General features: G+C 59.4%; 18 protein-coding genes. 8 read left to right on the top strand and 10 right to left on the bottom strand.

The window, feature by feature from the left end:
* Positions 1–171, bottom strand: a 171-nt coding sequence (locus GR212_RS32400) for an acetyl-coenzyme A synthetase N-terminal domain-containing protein (protein WP_163993342.1), incomplete at its 3' end; no start/stop codon positions are given.
* A gap of 223 nt (positions 172–394) precedes the next feature.
* Here GR212_RS32400 and GR212_RS32395 point away from each other — a divergent pair.
* Positions 395–1,102, top strand: a complete 708-nt coding sequence (locus GR212_RS32395; protein WP_163993340.1) for a DUF1013 domain-containing protein — start codon at positions 395–397, stop codon at positions 1,100–1,102.
* A gap of 251 nt (positions 1,103–1,353) precedes the next feature.
* Here the strand turns inward: GR212_RS32395 and GR212_RS32390 are convergent, their stop codons facing one another.
* Entirely contained in the window at positions 1,354–2,013 is a 660-nt protein-coding gene (locus tag GR212_RS32390; protein ID WP_163993338.1) for a YggS family pyridoxal phosphate-dependent enzyme, read from the bottom strand.
* A gap of 200 nt (positions 2,014–2,213) precedes the next feature.
* Between GR212_RS32390 and leuS the strand changes: the two genes are divergently transcribed.
* Genes leuS through holA form a run of 3 tightly spaced genes read left to right on the top strand, consistent with a single transcriptional unit; the run spans position 2,214 to position 6,406 of the window.
* A complete protein-coding gene (leuS, locus tag GR212_RS32385) occupies positions 2,214–4,844 on the top strand; it encodes a leucine--tRNA ligase (protein WP_163993337.1) in 2,631 nt (876 codons plus the stop codon).
* Positions 4,834–5,355 carry an LPS assembly lipoprotein LptE gene (gene lptE / locus GR212_RS32380; protein WP_163993335.1) on the top strand — a complete coding sequence of 174 codons (522 nt, stop codon included), beginning with the start codon at positions 4,834–4,836 and terminating at the stop codon, positions 5,353–5,355. Before leuS ends, lptE begins: the two co-directional genes overlap by 11 nt.
* A gap of 13 nt (positions 5,356–5,368) precedes the next feature.
* The gene (gene holA / locus GR212_RS32375) at positions 5,369–6,406 is read left to right on the top strand and encodes a DNA polymerase III subunit delta (RefSeq protein WP_163993332.1); all 1,038 of its coding nucleotides are present in this window, start codon (positions 5,369–5,371) and stop codon (positions 6,404–6,406) included.
* 93 nt (positions 6,407–6,499) lie between these two features.
* Here the strand turns inward: holA and GR212_RS32370 are convergent, their stop codons facing one another.
* The 8 genes from GR212_RS32370 to hemE form a co-directional block, all read right to left on the bottom strand.
* Positions 6,500–7,384, bottom strand: a complete 885-nt coding sequence (locus tag GR212_RS32370; RefSeq protein WP_163993331.1) for a ParB/RepB/Spo0J family partition protein — start codon at positions 7,382–7,384, stop codon at positions 6,500–6,502.
* A gap of 31 nt (positions 7,385–7,415) precedes the next feature.
* The gene (locus GR212_RS32365; RefSeq protein ID WP_163993349.1) at positions 7,416–8,213 is read right to left on the bottom strand and encodes a ParA family protein; all 798 of its coding nucleotides are present in this window, start codon (positions 8,211–8,213) and stop codon (positions 7,416–7,418) included.
* Between the two features lie 25 nt (positions 8,214–8,238).
* On the bottom strand, positions 8,239–8,856 hold the full coding sequence (gene rsmG / locus GR212_RS32360) for a 16S rRNA (guanine(527)-N(7))-methyltransferase RsmG (protein WP_163993328.1): 618 nt from the start codon (positions 8,854–8,856) through the stop codon (positions 8,239–8,241).
* A gap of 26 nt (positions 8,857–8,882) precedes the next feature.
* The gene (gene mnmG, locus GR212_RS32355; protein ID WP_163993327.1) at positions 8,883–10,763 is read right to left on the bottom strand and encodes a tRNA uridine-5-carboxymethylaminomethyl(34) synthesis enzyme MnmG; all 1,881 of its coding nucleotides are present in this window, start codon (positions 10,761–10,763) and stop codon (positions 8,883–8,885) included.
* A gap of 107 nt (positions 10,764–10,870) precedes the next feature.
* Positions 10,871–12,190, bottom strand: a complete 1,320-nt coding sequence (mnmE, locus tag GR212_RS32350) for a tRNA uridine-5-carboxymethylaminomethyl(34) synthesis GTPase MnmE (protein ID WP_246726151.1) — start codon at positions 12,188–12,190, stop codon at positions 10,871–10,873.
* A gap of 149 nt (positions 12,191–12,339) precedes the next feature.
* Positions 12,340–13,605, bottom strand: coding sequence for a transcription termination factor Rho (gene rho / locus GR212_RS32345; protein WP_028753790.1), 1,266 nt, complete (start codon positions 13,603–13,605; stop codon positions 12,340–12,342).
* A gap of 198 nt (positions 13,606–13,803) precedes the next feature.
* Entirely contained in the window at positions 13,804–14,349 is a 546-nt protein-coding gene (gene hemJ, locus GR212_RS32340; RefSeq protein ID WP_204326850.1) for a protoporphyrinogen oxidase HemJ, read from the bottom strand.
* A complete protein-coding gene (gene hemE / locus GR212_RS32335; RefSeq protein ID WP_163993323.1) occupies positions 14,349–15,383 on the bottom strand; it encodes a uroporphyrinogen decarboxylase in 1,035 nt (344 codons plus the stop codon). Before hemE ends, hemJ begins: the two co-directional genes overlap by 1 nt.
* A gap of 401 nt (positions 15,384–15,784) precedes the next feature.
* Between hemE and GR212_RS32330 the strand changes: the two genes are divergently transcribed.
* From GR212_RS32330 to coaE, 4 genes are read left to right on the top strand one after another with little or no spacing between them, the layout of a single operon-like run.
* Positions 15,785–16,606: a pyruvate, phosphate dikinase/phosphoenolpyruvate synthase regulator gene (locus tag GR212_RS32330; RefSeq protein ID WP_163993321.1), complete on the top strand. Its 822-nt coding sequence runs from the start codon at positions 15,785–15,787 to the stop codon at positions 16,604–16,606.
* A 33-nt stretch (positions 16,607–16,639) separates the two neighbouring features.
* On the top strand, positions 16,640–17,239 hold the full coding sequence (locus GR212_RS32325) for a Maf-like protein (protein ID WP_163993318.1): 600 nt from the start codon (positions 16,640–16,642) through the stop codon (positions 17,237–17,239).
* The gene (locus GR212_RS32320) at positions 17,232–18,089 is read left to right on the top strand and encodes a shikimate dehydrogenase (protein WP_163993316.1); all 858 of its coding nucleotides are present in this window, start codon (positions 17,232–17,234) and stop codon (positions 18,087–18,089) included. The genes GR212_RS32325 and GR212_RS32320 overlap by 8 nt, the downstream gene beginning before the upstream one ends.
* Positions 18,089–18,688, top strand: coding sequence for a dephospho-CoA kinase (gene coaE, locus GR212_RS32315; RefSeq protein ID WP_163993314.1), 600 nt, complete (start codon positions 18,089–18,091; stop codon positions 18,686–18,688). Before GR212_RS32320 ends, coaE begins: the two co-directional genes overlap by 1 nt.
* Position 18,689: the final 1 nt, after the last annotated feature.

The following is an 18,689-nucleotide window of genomic DNA, read 5'->3' as shown; positions in this document are numbered from 1 at the left end:
CGTATTCTTGACCTTGGTGTAGGGCTTGAACCAGTCGATACGCTTGCCGTGCTTGCCCCAGAATTTGTCGGGATCCTCGACGCTCTGCTGATACCATTTCTGGTATTTCGCCTGATCGATCAGGGCACGCGCCTTGACCGGTTTCGTCACCGGATGAATCTTTTCCGACATAGTCTCCTCCTCGAATCCTCACACCCTCTCACGCAATTGTGGGTGCTCTTTCCGCTCAATCAATAGCAGGTCAAACTACGACAGCAATTGGACAAAGTGCATTTCATGCGCAAAGAATTGCAATTCCGCGACACTATCGTTATATAGGGCCGTATTTCCCGGACATTGTGGTGTTACACCCCGGACCGCGACACCGGCGCGGACTGACAGAAGGACTATATCCATGGCTCAACAATTGCTCATGCCGAAGGCAACCGCCATCTGGCTTGTCGACAATACAGCCTTGTCATTCGACCAGATCGCGCAGTTCTGCAAGCTGCATCCGCTCGAAGTGAAGGCCATTGCCGATGGTGAAGCAGCACAGGGCATCAAGGGCCTCGACCCGATCTCGACCGGCCAGCTGACGCGCGATGAAATCGCCCGCGCCGAAGGCAATCCGAACCATAAGCTGAAGCTTTCTGAGCCGAAAGTTCGCGTGCCGGAATCCAAGCGCCGCGGCCCGCGCTACACGCCGGTTTCCAAGCGCCAGGATCGCCCGAACGCCATCCTCTGGCTGGTGCGCAACCATCCGGAACTGAAGGATGCGCAGATTTCCCGCCTCGTCGGCACCACCAAGTCGACCATCGAGCAGATCCGCGACCGCACGCATTGGAATTCCGCCAACTTGGCGCCGATGGATCCGGTAACGCTCGGCCTCTGCAGCCAGATCGACCTCGACATGGAAGTCGAAAAGGCCGCCAAGGGCCGTCCGCTGCCGACCGCCGCCGAACTCGGCGCGACGCTGCAGCCCGCCCAGGAAACCGAGAAGCTCGGCTTCAGCTATGAGCGTGACGAGCCCAAGGAAAAGGAAATCGACGCCGACGCCGTTTTCGCCAAGCTCAAGTCGCTGAAGTCGACGACGCGCGACGACGAAGACGACGATCAGTTCTGATATTCGGTCTTATCGAAGATTTGCGAAGCCCCGGTGAAAAACTGGGGCTTTTTTGTCGGAAGACAGAGGCCATCCTCGCCCTTCGAGGCTTCGGCTTACAGCCTCCGCACCTCAGGGTGAGGATGGAGCAAGCACCGCTCTCGATGGAACCCAATTCTGTATGACGACGTGCGCAAAAGGTTAGCCCTCATCGTGAGGCCGTAGCCTCGAACCACGAGGGCGGGTAGCGTGGCTTTTATTTTCGACAGAATCTACCGCGCGCCGAAAATCGCGGAACCGACCCGGACGCTCGTCGCGCCGAAGGCGACGGCGATTTCGTAGTCGCTCGACATGCCCATGGAGAGCTTTTCGACACCTGCCTGCCCGGCAAGCTTGGCAAGCAGCGCAAAATGCGGCCCCGGATTTTCCTCCGCCGGCGGAATGCACATGAGGCCTTCGATCGAAAGCCCCAGCTCCTTGCGGCAGAGATCGACGAAGGCGACCGTGTCGTCCGGTGCGATCCCGGCCTTTTGCGCCTCCAGCCCGGTATTGACCTGCACATAGAGCTTCACGACCTTGCCCTGCCGCTTCATTTCATCGGCGACGGCACGCGCGATCTTTTCCCGGTCGACGGTTTCGATGACGTCGAACAGCGCCACCGCGTCGGCCGCCTTGTTCGATTGCAGCGGGCCGATCAGGTGCAGCTCGATTCCCGGCGTTTCAGCCTTCAGCTCAGGCCACTTGCCCTGGCTTTCCTGCACGCGGTTTTCACCGAACACCCGCTGGCCGGCCGAAATCGCCGGGCGGATCTGATCGGCGTCGAACGTCTTGGAAACGGCAACGAGCTGCACGGCGCCATCGGGGCGGCCGGCCTGACGCTCGGCCGCCGAAATATGGGAACGGACTTCGTTCAGACGCTCTTGAAGTTCCATCTCTTCGCCTCGATATTCTCGCTTGCTTCTCAACCTCTGCAGTAATGAGGCAGGCAGGCTTTGCCAAGGGCGCATTCGTCCGAATCCGGCTTTGCTTTGCAAGATAAAGCACTTGCTGCACCCGCTAAACTTGACGCTTGGGTGGTTTCGTGATGAAGGTCACGCCTGACTCCCCATGATTTTCCGGAATACAAGATCAGATGACGACCGAACGTTATAATCCGCGTGATGCCGAGCCCCGGTGGCAGGAAAAATGGAACGAAGAAGAGGTCTTCGTCACCGACAACACAGATCCGCGTGAGAAATACTACGTTCTGGAGATGTTTCCCTATCCGTCGGGCCGCATCCATATGGGCCATGTGCGCAACTATGCCATGGGCGATGTCGTCGCCCGCTACAAGCGCGCCCGCGGCTACAACGTGCTGCATCCGATGGGCTGGGACGCCTTCGGCATGCCGGCGGAAAACGCCGCGCGCGACAACAAGGTGCATCCGAAGGAATGGACCTACCAGAACATCGCCTCGATGCGCACCCAGCTGAAGGCCATGGGCCTGTCGCTCGACTGGAGCCGTGAGTTCGCGACCTGCGACGTCGATTACTATCATCGCCAGCAGATGCTCTTCATCGACATGATGGAAAAGGGCCTGGTCTATCGCAAGAAGTCCAAGGTCAACTGGGATCCGGTCGACAACACCGTTCTCGCCAACGAGCAGGTCATCGACGGGCGCGGCTGGCGTTCCGGCGCTCTCGTCGAGCAACGCGAGCTGACGCAATGGTTCTTCAAGATCACGGAATTCAGCCAGGAGTTGCTGGACGCCCTGGATACGCTCGATCATTGGCCGGAAAAAGTGCGGCTGATGCAGAAGAACTGGATCGGCCGTTCCGAAGGCCTGACCGTCCGCTGGGAAATCGTGCCGGAAACGGCACCGAACAGCGACCGTGAGATCAGCGTCTATACGACACGGCCCGACACGCTGTTCGGCGCATCCTTCCTGGCGATCTCGGCCGACCATCCGCTTGCCAAGGAAGCCGCGTCCAGGGATCCGGCCATCGAGACCTTCTGCGAGGAATGCCGTCGTGCCGGCACCTCGCTGGCCGCGCTCGAAACCGCCGAGAAGAAGGGCATGGACACCGGCATCCGGGTCCGCCATCCCTTCGACCCGTCCTGGGAGCTGCCTGTCTACATCGCCAATTTCGTGCTGATGGACTATGGCACGGGCGCTATCTTCGGCTGCCCGTCCGGTGACCAGCGCGACCTGGATTTCGCCCGCAAGTACGGCCTGCCTGTCGTGCCCGTCGTCATGCCGCGAGATGGCGATGCCGCAAGCTTCAGCGTCGGCGACGTCGCCTATGACGGCGATGGCGTGATGATCAACTCGCGCTTCCTCGACGGGATGAGCACCGAGGAAGCCTTCGAGACGGTCGCAACGAAGCTTTCCGGCACCAGCCTCGGCAATGTGCCGCAGGCCGAGCGCAAGGTGAATTTCCGGCTGCGCGACTGGGGTATTTCCCGTCAGCGCTATTGGGGCTGCCCGATCCCGGTCATCCATTGCGACGATTGCGGCGTGCTGCCGGTGCCGAAAAAGGATCTGCCGGTCAGGCTGCCCGACGATGTCACCTTCGATCAGCCGGGCAATCCCCTTGATCGGCACGCCACCTGGCGGCATGTCGCCTGCCCGCAATGCGGCAAGGATGCGCGGCGTGAAACCGATACGATGGATACTTTCGTCGATTCGAGCTGGTATTTCGCCCGCTTCACCGCGCCGTGGGAAAACCAGCCGACCGACAAGGCGGCCGCCAACCACTGGCTGCCGGTCGACCAGTATATCGGCGGCATCGAGCATGCGATCCTGCACCTGCTCTATTCGCGCTTCTTTACCCGCGCCATGCGCGAAACCGGCCATCTCGACGTGAAGGAGCCCTTCAAGGGCCTGTTCACGCAAGGGATGGTGGTGCACGAGACCTATAGCCGTGGCAGCGGCCTGACGCGCGAATGGGTGTCGCCGGCCGATATCCGCATTGAGGAAGTGGACGGCCAACGCCGCGCCACGCTGCTTAAGACCGGCGAGGACATCGCCATCGGCTCGATCGAGAAGATGTCGAAGTCGAAGAAGAATGTCGTCGATCCCGACGATATCATCGCCTCCTACGGCGCCGATACCGCGCGTTTCTTCGTGCTTTCGGATTCGCCGCCCGACCGCGACGTGATCTGGTCGGAAGCCGGCGTCGAAGGTGCGCATCGCTTCACACAGCGCATGTGGCGCCTGGTGTCCGAAGCTGCGGATATCCTGAAGATGGCCGAATCGAATCCGGCTAAGGAAGGCGAGGCGCTGGCGATTTCGCAGATCGCGCATCGCACGCTGAAGGCGGTTCAGGGAGACTACGACAAGCTTGCCTTCAACAAGGCCGTGGCGCGCATCTACGAATTCGTCAATGCGCTGGCGGCTCCGTTGGGCAAGGTCGCGGCGGGCCAGGCTGACGCTGCCTATCGCTCCGCCGTCCGCGAAGCCGTTGAAATCCTGATTGCGCTCGTCGCGCCGATCACGCCGCATCTGGCCGAAGAATGCTCGGCCGCGCTCGGCAACACGCACATGATCGCCACCAGCGCATGGCCGGTCTATGACGAAGCGCTCGTTACAGAGAACGAGATCGTCTATCCCGTTCAGGTCAACGGCAAGAAGCGCGCCGAATTGACAATCGCGCGCGATGCAGATCAGAATGCCGTGCAGCAGGCCGTGCTCGCCCTGGATGCTGTCAAGAGCGCATTGAATGGTCAGGCGCCAAAGAAGATCATCGTCGTTCCACAGAGGATCGTAAACATTGTCGTCTGATAGTCTTTTCAAGTTTGCCCGCATCGCCGGCGTTGCATCCCTGGTGGCTGTTGCCGGCCTTCTGTCGGCCTGCCAGGTTCGCCCGCTCTATGCTGTCAGTACCGGCGTTACGCAGAAGCTGTCGGAAGTGTCCTTCTCCGACGTCGGTACGCGCGTCAGCCAGGAAGTTCGCAATCAGCTGGTCTTCATCGCCGGACGCGGCGCGGGCGAGACGAAGACGCCGAAGTACAATGTTGTGCTGAGCGTTACATCCGGCACCGGCGGCGTCCTCTACCTGCCGTCGTCGGATACATCCGCAGCAGGCCGCACGACCGTAACCGCCTCCTTCACGCTGAAGGACATCGGCACGGGGAAGGTGCTCAAATCGGGCAGCCGCTCGGTGACGTCGCTCGTCGACTTCCCGACCCAGGAATTCGCCAAGCAGCGCGCAATTCTCAATTCGGAAGACAAAGCTGCTCGAGAAGTCGCCGAGATGATCGCTGCCGATATCGCAGCTGCGCTCAGCCGCTGAGCAAGAGCGCGGCATGGCGGAAATCAAGTCTCACGAATTCGACGGATTCCTCCAAAATGCCGCGCGAAACTATCGGATCTTCGTGATCTATGGGCCGGATCGCGGCCTTGTTTCCGAGCGTGCCGCGCAGATCGCGGGCAAGACCGGTGTCGATCTGAACGACGCCTTTTCCCTCATCAAGCTCGACGTCGGTGACCTGCAGAATGACGCCGGCCGTCTTCTGGATGAAGTCAACGCCATCGGCCTTTTCGGCGGCGAAAAGCTCGTCTGGATTCGCGGCGCCGCCAACGAGAAGGCGCTGGTCGATTCGCTGCAGATCATTGCCGGCAACCCGCCCGAGTCCAGCTTCGTCATCATCGAGGCCGGTGATCTGAAGAAGGGATCCGGACTGCGCAAGGTTTCGGAGCCGGCTCGCACCGTCGCGACCATTCCCTGCTATGCCGACGATGCCAGGGCTCTCAACAACCTGATAGATACTGAGCTGGCAAATGAGGGACTGCGCATTGCCCCGGCCGCACGCCAGGCATTGCTGGAGCTTCTCGGCGGCGATCGCATCGCCTCGCGCAACGAGGTGCGCAAGCTGGCGCTTTACTGCCGCGGTCAGGGAATGATCGAGGAACAGCATGTCCTCGAAATCATCGGCGATGCCAGCGCCATTTCCGCCGACGACGCCGTCGATGCCATTTTGAAAGGCGACTCCGAAGCCTTCCTTCACGCCATGCAGAAGATCGCTTCCTCGAAGACCCCCATGTTTCTGGTGCTGCAGGGCTGCCTGAGGCAATTTCAGATGCTGGATACGATGCGGGCCGAGATGGATGAAAAACGGCTGGCCCCCGCGCAAGTGATGCAGTCGCTTGGCCGCCACCTTCATTTCAGACGCAAACCTATTATCGAACAGGCCCTGAAGAGCTGGACCGCACCCGCCATCGCGCGTGAAATGAACAGGCTGCAATCCGCCATTCTTCAGACGCGCCAGCGCGCCAGCCTTGAGGACACCATTGCCACGCAGACCTTGCTGGCGACGACGCTGCAGTCGGCGCGCAAGGGCTGATGTTTCACGAAAAATGGTCTGCGGGAGGGCAGGGGCAACGCTGATTCAGTTCTATCCTAGACCCTGCTGCGCTTGCGGGGACCGGAAGGCCGCTTAACGCCGTTCCAATAGCCTGCAGATCTCTTCGAGCTGCTCCAGCGTCTTGTAGCTTATCTTCACCTGGCCGCCGTTGCCGCGATGATTGATTGAAACGTCGAGCCCAAGCGTGTCCGACAAGGTGCGCTCCAGCGCCAGCGTATCAGAATCCTTTTCATCCCTGCGAACACCGGCCGGGCGGGGATCGTTCTGCGCCTTGATGTCGTTCTGCGCCAGCCGCTCGGCATCGCGGACGGACATTCCCTTGGAAACGACGGTGCGTGCCAGCGTCGTCGGATCCGAGGTCGATACCAGGGCGCGCGCGTGGCCGGCGGAGAGGCTGCCGGCAGCAAGCATATCCCGCACTGGATCGGGAAGTTTCAACAAACGCAAGGAGTTGGCGACATGGCTGCGGCTTTTGCCGATGATCTCGCCAAGGTCGTTCTGCGTATAGCCATGTTCAGCGATCAATTGCTCATAGCCAAGCGCTTCCTCGAGCGGATTGAGATCGGCACGCTGTACGTTTTCGACGATAGCAATTTCAAGCGCCGTCTTGTCATCGACATCGCGAACGATCACCGGGATCTCGATCAAGCCCGCAAGCTGCGCCGCGCGCCAGCGTCTTTCGCCGGCTATGATTTCATAGCGCTCCGTTGAAACGGTGCGAACTACGACCGGCTGAACGATGCCATGCTGGCGAATGGAGCTGGCGAGGTCGTGAAGCTCGGTCTCGTCGAAATAGCGCCGCGGATTTCGCGGATTCCGGCTGATGAACTCGATCGGCACCAGGCGATCGGGATTGACGGCTGGCCTTCCGGCATCCACCGGCGTCGGCTGATCCATCTCACCGATGAGAGCCGCCAACCCGCGCCCGAGACGCCGCTTCGAAAGATCATCATTCATCGCCGATACTCACTCTGGAACAAATATTACATCAGGCGGCAGCCTTGCGCTGCCGTTCTCTCTGAATCACTTCCGAAGCCAGCTGCAGGTAGGCCTGGCTGCCCGCGCACTTCAGATCATAAAGAATGGCGGGCTTACCGTAGGAAGGCGCTTCGGACACGCGGACGTTGCGCGGAATCAACGTATGGTAGACCTTTTCCCCAAGATGCGTCCGAACATCGCTGACAACCTGCTGTGCCAGATTGTTGCGGGAATCGAACATCGTCAAGACGATACCCTGAATATCGAGGGACGGATTGACCGTACGCCGAACCTGATCGACGGTCTCCAGCAACTGGCTGAGTCCTTCCAGGGCGAAAAATTCGCACTGCAGCGGCACCAATACGGAATGCGCCGCCGCCATGGCATTCATGGTCAGCAGATTGAACGATGGCGGGCAATCGACAAGGATATAGGAAAAGGCCAGGGCCTCGGAGGCATTCAACGCCCGCCGGAGTTTGAAGACGCGATCCGGCTGCTGTGCAATCTCCATCTCGATACCGAGCAGGTCCATCGTCGAAGGGACGATGAAGAGATTTGGCACGGCAGTTTCCTGAACCGTCTCCATGATCGTATGACTGCCGACGAGCAAATCGTAGGATGACTGCTTTCGATCCCGCCGTTCGATGCCCAGACCCGTGCTGGCATTGCCCTGCGGATCGAGATCGACGATCAGCACGCGCTCACCGATGGCGGCAAGAGCCGTCGCCAGGTTGATCGCGGTGGTCGTCTTGCCGACGCCGCCCTTTTGATTTGCGATGGTAATAATCCGGTTTCGCTCGCCGATCATCTGCCGCATGTCCAACTATGGTTAGTTAAATCAGGCGCCGAAGGCGACTCAGTTCCAGAATGACGGAATCTCGCTCGACGACACTCCGATGTTTTACCAGATCGAATTCCCAACGACCACGGGCTTTCTCCAGCTCCCGCTCGTAATCCCTGCCTTTATGCAGCAGAAGACGCAGATTTTCATTGCGCTCGCACCAAGGTGCTGCGTAATCCAGCAGCAACTCAAGTTCCGCAAGCGCCCGCGCCGAAATCACGTCGCATTGCTGGATAACCGTTGGCGCCTCTTCGATTCGAATAGCGTGGACCGTGCCGCGAGCCTCGCACTCCCTTAGGCATACCCGCAGGAAGGCCGCTTTCTTCTGATTGCTTTCGACCAGATCGACATGCCCGGCATTCCGTTCCGCCAGGAGAATCGCCGTAATTACACCCGGAAACCCGCCGCCGCTGCCCAGATCAACCCAGTGATCCGTTGAGGGATGGAGCTGAAAGATCTGAGCGCTATCGGCAATATGGCGACGCCAAAGGTCATCGATCGTGGAGGGGGCGACAAGATTGATGGTCTTCGCCCACTTCTGGAAGAGCTGGGCAAAATGCTGCAGCCGTTCTTGTGTTTCACGTGAAACACGCACACCGTTCAATTCCATATTTTGGACTCTCAAACCTTGCAGTGCTAGGAAACCAGCTTTTGTTCGTCAGCTGCGTTCGATTTCCTCAGATAAGCCAGCAGCAAAGAAATCGCCGCCGGAGTCATTCCATCGATACGGGATGCCTGCGCGATGTTCTTAGGGCGGGCTGCCGCCAACTTCTGCTTCAACTCATTCGATAATCCGGAAAGAACGGCGAAGTCGAACTCCGCGGGGATAGCGCGCTCTTCTTCCCGCCGGGCCTGAACGATATCGGCTGTCTGGCGATCCATATAAACAGCATAGGCCGCCTCGATCTCGATAGCCTCGACAACATTGCGCTCAAGAGACCGCAGGTTCGGCCAAAGCCGCGACAGGGTCTCAACAGACTGACCGGGATGGGAAAGAAGTTCATAGGCAGAACGTCGCTGGCCATCCTTGTTGAGATGCATCCCGGCCCTATCGGCCTCATTTGGCGTGACAGTCAGTGCCTGCAACTGGACACGCGCCTGATCAAGCATCTCGATATAGCGCTCGAAACGCGACGCACGCCGGGAACCGACGCAGCCTATGGAAAGACCGACCGGCGTAAGGCGCACATCCGCATTGTCAGCGCGAAGCGAGAGGCGATACTCCGCACGCGACGTAAACATCCGATAGGGCTCCACAACGCCGCGGGAGGTCAGATCGTCGATCATGACTCCGATATAGGAATCTGTCCTGCTGAACTCGATCGCCTTGCCGCCAGTGGCAAACCGGGCAGCGTTCAATCCCGCCACGAGACCCTGGGCGCCAGCCTCTTCATATCCGGTGGTACCATTGATCTGGCCAGCCAGGAAAAGGCCAGGAATCTTCTCGACCTCCAGGGAAAGCTTCAGCTCGCGCGGATCGACATGATCATATTCGATCGCATAAGCATGCTGGAGGATCCGGACTCGTTCCAGCCCCGGAATGGTTTTGATGAACTCCTCCTGCACCTCCTCAGGAAGGGAGGTCGATATACCGTTCGGGTAAACCGTCGTATCGTCCAGACCTTCGGGCTCAAGAAAGATCTGATGACCGTCGCGCTCGCCAAACTTGACAATCTTGTCCTCTATGGAGGGACAGTAGCGTGGCCCGACACCTTCGATCTGACCGGAATACATGGCCGAGCGCTTCAGGTTCTCGGCAATAATCTTGTGTGTCTCCGGCGTCGTCCGGGTAACCCCGCATTCGATCTGCGGATTCACGATAGCATCGGTCATGAAGGAGAAAGGTGTCGGATCCTCGTCCGCACCCTGTCTTCCGACAGCACTCCAATCGATGGTGGTGCCGTCGAGGCGGGCCGGTGTCCCAGTCTTCAAACGGCCGAGGGCAAGACCATGCCGCAACAGGGTAGCCGACAGACCGATAGAGGGCTCTTCGCCGACGCGGCCTGCCGGGATTTTCTTATCGCCGATATGAATAAGACCGCGAAGAAAGGTGCCTGTCGTCAGAACGACCGCACCGCAACGGATCATGCGGCCATCTTTCAAGGTTACCGCAGACACGCGACCATGCTCGAAGGCGAGATCGAAAGCATCTCCCTCGATGACATCGAGATTGCCGATCTCGGCGATCTCGGCCTGCATCGCCAGACGATAGAGTTTGCGATCCGCCTGCGTGCGCGGACCACGCACCGCCGGGCCTTTCTTGCGGTTGAGCATGCGAAACTGAATACCGGCCGCGTCGGCAACGCGTCCCATCAAACCATCGAGCGCATCGATCTCGCGCACCAGATGACCCTTTCCAAGGCCACCGATGGCAGGGTTGCAGGACATCACCCCAATCGTATCGCGCTTGTGCGTCACCAGTGCCGTGCGGGCGCCGAGCCGCGCAGCAGCGGAAGCAGCTTCGCTCCCTGCATGGCCGCCACCCACGACGATCACATCATATGTTTTGTCGAGCATCACCAAGTCCTCGGTCGTGCCGCTTGTTTGGCACACCAATTTCAGGAGTCAAGAAGGTTTCACGTGAAACGTCGGTAGATGCCAACCGATCATATGTTTCACGTGAATCATTTGCCAATGCAAAATTCCGAGAAGATCACATCCAGCAGATCTTCCACATCGACGCGTCCCGTTATGCGACCCAGGCTGTTGCCAGCCCGGCGCAGATACTCCGCCCTCACATCGAGCCCCTTATCCCCGGCAGCGAGCGCGGCTTTCACAGCGGCGAGGCTTTCGCCGAGAAGAGTGCGATGGCGCAAGCGGCTGGGTAGGGCCAGCGATAGCGCTTCAGACCGATCGCTCAGATCCTGGCGAAGCAGCTTGTGCAGTTGCTCCAGCCCAACCCCCGACGAGGATGAGACGAGCACGTCATAGTCTATGGACGACCCTGCATGTATGTCGCTCTTGGTACCCAGCGTCAGCACTTTGCCGGAAAATCCCGGAAAATCCAGTTGAGGACGATCGCCGATTTCGGCCAGCGACAAAACCAGGTCAGCATCGGCGACGGTCATGAGCGCGCGACGTATCCCCTCGCGCTCGACAACTTCCTCGGTTTCCCGCAAACCGGCGGTATCGTAAAGCCGAACGGCATATCCTTCGATATTGAGATCGACATGCAGAACGTCGCGCGTCGTGCCGGCGATATCCGTCACGATCGCTACTTCCCGCTTTGCCAGCGCATTCATCAAGCTGGATTTACCCGCATTCGGCGGTCCGGCTATGACGACCTTCAGCCCATCGCGAATGATCTCGCCAAGTTGCGCGCCGGCAAGATGGTCCGAAAGTTCGGAACGCAGCCGTTCCATATCTTCCCAGACAAGGTCCGACACGGAACCCGGCACATCCTCCTCGTCGGCAAAGTCCAACTCGGCCTCGATCAAGGCACGAGACCGCGTCAGGCGATCCGCCCAGGCATTGTAAAGCTCGGAAAGCCCGCCGGCCGCGTGTTCTAGGGCAAGCCGACGCTGCATTTCCGTCTCGGCCGCAATAAGATCGGCAAGGCCTTCAACCTCCACCAGATCCATCTTGCCATTCTCCAGCGCCCGTCGCGAGAATTCACCATGCTCGGCAAGGCGGCATCGATCGAAGGTCGAAAGTTCATCCAGCAAGGCGTTGACGACCGCTTTGCCGCCGTGGACGTGAATCTCGACACAATCCTCGCCCGTAAACGAAGCCGGCCCGGGAAAGACCAGAACCAAACCGCGATCGATTGTGAGACCGTTACGAGTGCGAATCGTTTTAAGCGTCGCCATTCGTGCCGCCGGCAGCGGACCCGTCACGGCTTCCGCGACGGCAAACGCCGCAGCGCCGCTCACGCGAATCACCGCGACACCGGCCGGAAGGCCGCCGCTGGAGAGCGCATAAATCGTGTCGTTGACTATCGGCATGAAATTGGTCCGCATCCGAATCGATTGTCGGTTGGCCTTGATGGTTGTCGTTTGCTTCGTCTAAACGGAAATCGGGCCACCAGAGGCAGCCCGATCATAACAGTCTATTTTCACCGTCAAAATGGCAGATTGAGGAATCCGGCTAAGGATCAGGTGTTCATCGATTCGAAGAAATCCGGATTGTTCTTCGTCTGCTTGAGCTTGTCGATGAGGAACTCGATCGCATCCGTCGTGCCCATCGGCGCAAGGATGCGGCGCAGGACGAAGATCTTCTGCAGATCCTGGCGCGGCACCAGCAGGTCTTCCTTACGCGTACCGGACTTGAGGATATCCATGGCCGGGAAGATACGCTTGTCGGCAACCTTGCGGTCGAGCACGATTTCCGAGTTACCCGTACCCTTGAATTCTTCGAAGATCACTTCGTCCATGCGGCTGCCGGTATCGATCAGCGCCGTCGCGATAATGGTCAGCGAGCCACCCTCTTCGATATTGCGGGCTGCGCCGAAGAAGCGCTTCGGGCGCTGCAGGGCGTTGGCGTCGACACCACCGGTCAGGACCTTGCCGGAGGAGGGAACGACGGTGTTGTAGGCGCGGCCGAGGCGCGTGATCGAATCGAGCAGGATGACGACGTCGCGGCCATGCTCGACAAGACGCTTGGCCTTTTCGATCACCATTTCGGCGACCTGAACGTGGCGTACCGCCGGCTCGTCGAACGTGGAGGAGATGACTTCGCCGCGAACGGAGCGCTGCATATCCGTCACTTCTTCCGGACGTTCGTCGATCAGCAGAACGATCAGGTAGCAATCCGGATGATTGGCGGTGATGGAATGGGCGATGTTCTGGAGCAGAACGGTCTTACCGGTACGCGGCGGCGCGACGATCAGGCCACGCTGGCCCTTGCCGAGCGGCGCCACGAGATCGATGACGCGCGGCGAAAGATCCTTCGACGTCGGAACGTCGAGTTCCATGCGGAAACGCTCGTTCGGGTAGAGCGGCGTCAGGTTGTCGAAGTGAACCTTGTGACGGATCTTTTCAGGATCGTCGAAATTGATGGTGTTGACTTTCAGCAGTGCGAAATAGCGTTCGCCTTCCTTCGGTCCGCGGATCGGCCCCTCGACCGTGTCGCCCGTCTTCAGCGAGAAGCGGCGGATCTGGGAGGGGGAGATGTAAATATCGTCCGGGCCGGGAAGGTAGTTGGCGTTGGCGGAACGCAAGAATCCGAAGCCGTCCTGCAAAACCTCGACGACGCCCTCGCCGATGATCTCCACGTCCTGGCTCGCCAACACCTTGAGAATTGCAAACATCAGTTCCTGTTTGCGCATCGTGCTGGCGTTTTCGACCTCGAGCGATTCGGCAAAGGCCAGGAGATCGGTCGGGGATTTATTTTTCAGTTCCTGAAGCTTCATTTCAGCCATGAAGGGAATTACTCATTTTTTTGGAAGGGAAAGGCAATGTTGCTCGTATTCAGAACCGCGACAGGGGCGTTCGCGGGCGACAGAATGGATACATGCCACGAAGAGAAGATGGCGGGAAAATAGCGACTCACTTTCTGAACCGCAAGGGGGGCACGCAAAATGAAGGAAATTTAACGTCAGGCCTAAAACAGCCCCACCTCACGCAAACGGTTTCACGACCACCAGAATGACGATCGCGATCATCAGAAGCGTCGGCGCCTCGTTCATCAGCCGCCAGTAACGCGCAGAATGCTTGTTCTCGTCGCGGGCAAAGGCGCGCGCCGCACTGCTGAAGTGGCCGTGAACGGCCGATAGCAGCACAACCAGTCCGATTTTGGCATGCAGCCAGCCGCCCTGGAAATCATAGACGGACCAGGCGAGATAGAGCCCGAAGATCCAGGTCAGGATCATCGCCGGCGTGATGATGTAACGCAGCAGCCGCTGTTCCATCACCTTGAACGTTTCGGATTGCTGCGAGCCCGGCTCGGCATCGGTGTGGTAGACGAACAGCCGCGGCAGATAGAACATACCGGCCATCCACGAGATGACGGCGATGATGTGAAGCGCCTTGATCCAGAGATAGAGATCCGCCGGATGCCAGGCGAAGAGGCCGATCGCCAGAGCGGCAAATATCAGGATCATGAAATAGGCGCGCCGTCCCGCACGCTGGCCTGGAGCCGAATCCGTCTGCTTTTCCATCGTCATCAGTTCCCCCATCCCCGCACGCGCTCGACGAGCCTGGCAACATTGGCCGGATCCGCCTGTGGTGTGATGCCGTGCCCGAGATTGAAGATCAGCGGGCCGTTTCCGAGCCGCTGCAGGATGTCGTCAATGCCGTCTTCCAGAGCCTTGCCGCCGGCGACGACCCGCATGGGATCGAGGTTCCCCTGCACCGGGCCATCCTTCTGCAGCTCCTGAGCGAAAGCCAGGGGCACCGACCAGTCGAGACCGATGGCATCCGCGCCCGTCTTCTGGCGATAGGTCTTCAGCAAATAACCCGCACCCTTCGCAAACGCGATGATCCGCGCCTGCGGCCGGCGAGCCTTGACCGAGGCGATCATCCTGGCGACCGGCCTCACGGCAAAGGCCTCGAATTCCTTCTCGCCGAGGACGCCGGCCCAGGAATCGAAAATCTGCACGGCATCCGCGCCGGCATCGATCTGCGCCACGAGGTAATCGGCGGAAATTTCGGCAAGCAGCGTCAGCAAATGCTCGAAAGCCTTCGGGTAGCGATAGGCAAACAGCCGGGCAGGGGCCTGGTCCGGGGTACCGTGCCCGGCGATCATGTAGGTCGCAACGGTCCAGGGCGCGCCGCAGAAACCGAGAAGCGTCGTCTCCGCCGGCAATTCCCGCCGCAGCCGCCGCACCGTTTCCATGACCGGCGTCAGATGGGGGATGATCCCCTCCGGCTTCAACGCAAGGATACCGGCCTCGTCGATCGGATCCATTTCCGGCCCATGCCCTTCGGTAAAACGAACGTTGCGTTTCAACGCATCGGGGATGACCAGGATATCGGAAAAAAGAATGGCGGCGTCGAAGCCATAGCGACGGATCGGCTGCAGCGTCACTTCCACAGCATGGTCGGGGGTGTAACAGAGATCGAGGAAACTTCCGGCCTTGGCCCGTGTCTCGCGATATTCCGGTAGATAACGGCCTGCCTGTCTCATCAGCCAGAGAGGGGGAGGAGTGAGCGTTTCTCCGCTCAACACTCGCAGGATCTTCCGGCACTCATCGGTCACAGACGTCGTCCTATATAAAACCAAACATATATTAAAAGGTTTCTATTTCTTAGAGTCGGTGAGTAGCAAGGATTAAAGTTCATCCATTGCCTGTCCAATTTGTCGCGGCTCGCGCGTGAATTTGCAAAGATTTCGCAGCGATAAGTCGATATGTGGAAAATGGCTGCAATTTTTCAATCTTTTGAGATGCTTGCAGGGAAATCCAGCTAGTCACGCCCTGGGGATAAGTCAGGGATAGGCATGGTGCTTCCGAACTTGTCCACATTGCCCACAGCCACCGCGAAAGTCGTCTCCCGAAAACTCCAAATGTGGAAAACTCGGCTGTTTTCCACTTGCCCAGGACCACCCCCTTCTCGTACCTCTCTTTTCTCCCGAGATATCAACAGGTGACGGAAAGTAGCGTGGAAAACCGGACAAGCTTCTTCCATCTGCATCTGATTTCTGACTCAACCGGAGAGACTCTCATCTCCGCCGGCCGTGCCGCTTCGGTGCAATTCCATGCCAGCCAGCCCATCGAGCATGTCTATCCGCTGATCAGAAACCGCAAGCAGCTTCTGCCGGTTCTCGAAGCGATCGATCATAGTCCGGGCATCGTGCTCTACACGATCGTCGATCGTGAGCTTGCCGATTTCATTGCCGAGCGTTGCCGGGAGATGGGCGTTCCCTCGGTCAATGTCCTCGAACCGGTCATGAACGTCTTCCAGACCTATCTCGGCGCAACGTCGCGTCGTCGCGTCGGCGCGCAGCATGTGATGAACGCGGACTATTTCGCCCGCATCGAAGCGCTGAACTTCACCATGGATCATGACGACGGCCAGATGCCCGATGACTATGACGATGCCGATGTCGTCATCATCGGCATTAGCCGCACCTCGAAAACGCCGACGAGCATCTATCTGGCGAACCGCGGCATCAAGACGGCAAACATACCGATCGTGCATGGCGTGCCGCTGCCGGAAAGCCTCATAAAGGCGACGAAGCCTCTGATCGTCGGCTTGGTAGCGACGACGGACCGGATCTCGCAAGTCCGGGAAAACCGCATCCTCGGCACGACACCCGGTTTCGATCGCGGCGACTATACGGATCGAGCATCCATCTCCGAGGAGCTGAAATATGCCCGGTCGCTCTGCGCACGGCAGAACTGGCCGATCATCGACGTCACGCGCCGGTCGATCGAGGAGACCGCAGCCGCCATTGTTGCCCTGCGTCCCAAGCTGCGCTAAGCGCTGCACATCATTATCTCGGAGGCAGCCGTCATGACCGTGCCCCTTATCCTCGCATCATCCAGCCCGTTCCGGCGCATGCTGATGGAAAATGCGGGATTGCATTTCCAGGCCGTTGCGGCCGATATCGACGAGCGCGCGATCGAAACTCCGCTGGAACGCGAGGGCGCGGGGCCGGATGCGGTCGCGCTCGTTCTGGCCAAGGCCAAGGCAAAGGAAGTCAGCGATCGCTTTCCAGGCTCGCTCGTCATCGGTTCGGATCAGACCATGTCGCTCGGCACCCGGGTCTTTCACAAGCCGAAAACGATGGCGGATGCAGAGAATCATCTGCGGATGCTGTCGAATGAGACCCATCGCCTGAACAGCGCCATCGCCCTGGCGCGCAATGGCGACATCATCTGGGAGCATGTGTCGCACGCCAATCTGACCATGCGGGCGCTTTCGGACGATTTCATCCACCGGCATCTCGGCCGGGTGGGTGAGAAAGCGTTGTCGAGCGTCGGCGCCTACCAGCTTGAGGGTGAGGGCATTCAGCTGTTCTCCGAAATCGACGGCGACTATTTCACGATCGTCGGATTGCCGATGCTGCCGCTTCTCGAAAAACTGCGTGAACTGGGGACGATCGATGGATGATTCACGTGAAACACAAAGCGTAAACGCTTTCGTAACGGGTTATCCGGTCAGGCATTCGCGCTCGCCGCTGATCCACGGTTACTGGCTGAAGCAGCTCGATCTGGCCGGCAGCTATCGCGCGCATGAAGTGGCAGTCGAGGATTTCGCTGCCTTCATCGCATCCCTGAAAGACGGCACCGGCGGTTTCGTCGGCGGCAATGTCACGATCCCTCACAAGGAAGCAGCCTTCAAACTCGCCGATCGACCGGACGAGCTTTCGGAAGAACTTGGCGCTTCCAATACCCTTTGGCTTGAGGGCGGGCTGCTGCACGCGACGAATACCGACGGCCGCGGTTTCACGGCGAACCTCGATGAGCGCCATCCCGGTTGGGACCGCAGTGATCGCGCCGTCATCCTCGGAGCAGGGGGCGCCAGCCGCGCCGTGATCCAGGCTGTGCGCGATCGCGGCTTCAAGGAAATTCACGTCGTCAACCGCACCGTCGAGCGGGCACAGGAACTGGCGGATCGCTTCGGCGAACGGGTTCATGCCCATCCGATGGCCGCTCTCGGCGAAACCATGCGGGGTGCCGGCCTCTTCATCAATACGACGTCGCTCGGCATGGATGGCGAAGCGGCTCCCCGGATCGACTTCTCGCCTCTTGCGCGGCAGGCGGTCGTTACCGACATTGTCTATGTGCCGCTGAAGACGCCGCTTCTGGCCCAGGCGGAGGAGCAGGGCTTTGCCACCGTCGATGGTCTGGGCATGCTCCTACATCAGGCCGTGCCCGGTTTCGAAAAATGGTTCGGAAAACGTCCGGCGGTCGATGAAACCCTGAGGGCTTTGATTATCGCCGACATGGACAAGCACTGATGATCAGGATCGGGCTCACCGGATCGATCGGCATGGGAAAGTCGACCTCGGCGAAACTCTTTGCCGATGCCGGAATTCCGGTGAACGATTCCGATGCGGTCGTGCATGATCTCTACGGCGGCGAAGCGGTCCCCCTGGTCGAGGCCGCTTTCCCTGGCACGACCAGCGGCGGCAAGGTCGACCGGCAGGAGCTCAGCCGAAAACTTGCGGGCGATCCCTCCGGTTTCAAGCGTCTCGAAGACATCGTCCATCCGCTGGTTCGAGAGCGCGAGCTCCGGTTTCTCGAGCGTCATCGGCAGGCCGGCGTCGATATGGTGGTGCTGGATATCCCGCTGCTGTTCGAGACCGGCGCCGACAAGAGACTGGACAAGATCGTCGTCGTCAGCTGCGATCCACAGATTCAGAGAGAAAGAGTGCTTGCCCGGCCGGGCATGACAGAGGAAAAATTCAACATGATTCTCTCCCGGCAGACGCCGGATGCGGAAAAGCGGGCGCGCGCCGACTATATTATCGATACCGGCGGAAGCATCGATGCGGCTCGCGAACAGGTGAGAGAAATCATTGCGGATCTGCGGCGCAAGCCGCCGGTCGAGGAATAGG

This window comes from Martinezella lusitana (assembly GCF_010668395.1).
Classification (GTDB): Bacteria; Pseudomonadota; Alphaproteobacteria; order Rhizobiales; family Rhizobiaceae; genus Rhizobium; species Rhizobium lusitanum_A.
This window is presented reverse-complemented; position numbering and strand designations above follow the sequence as displayed.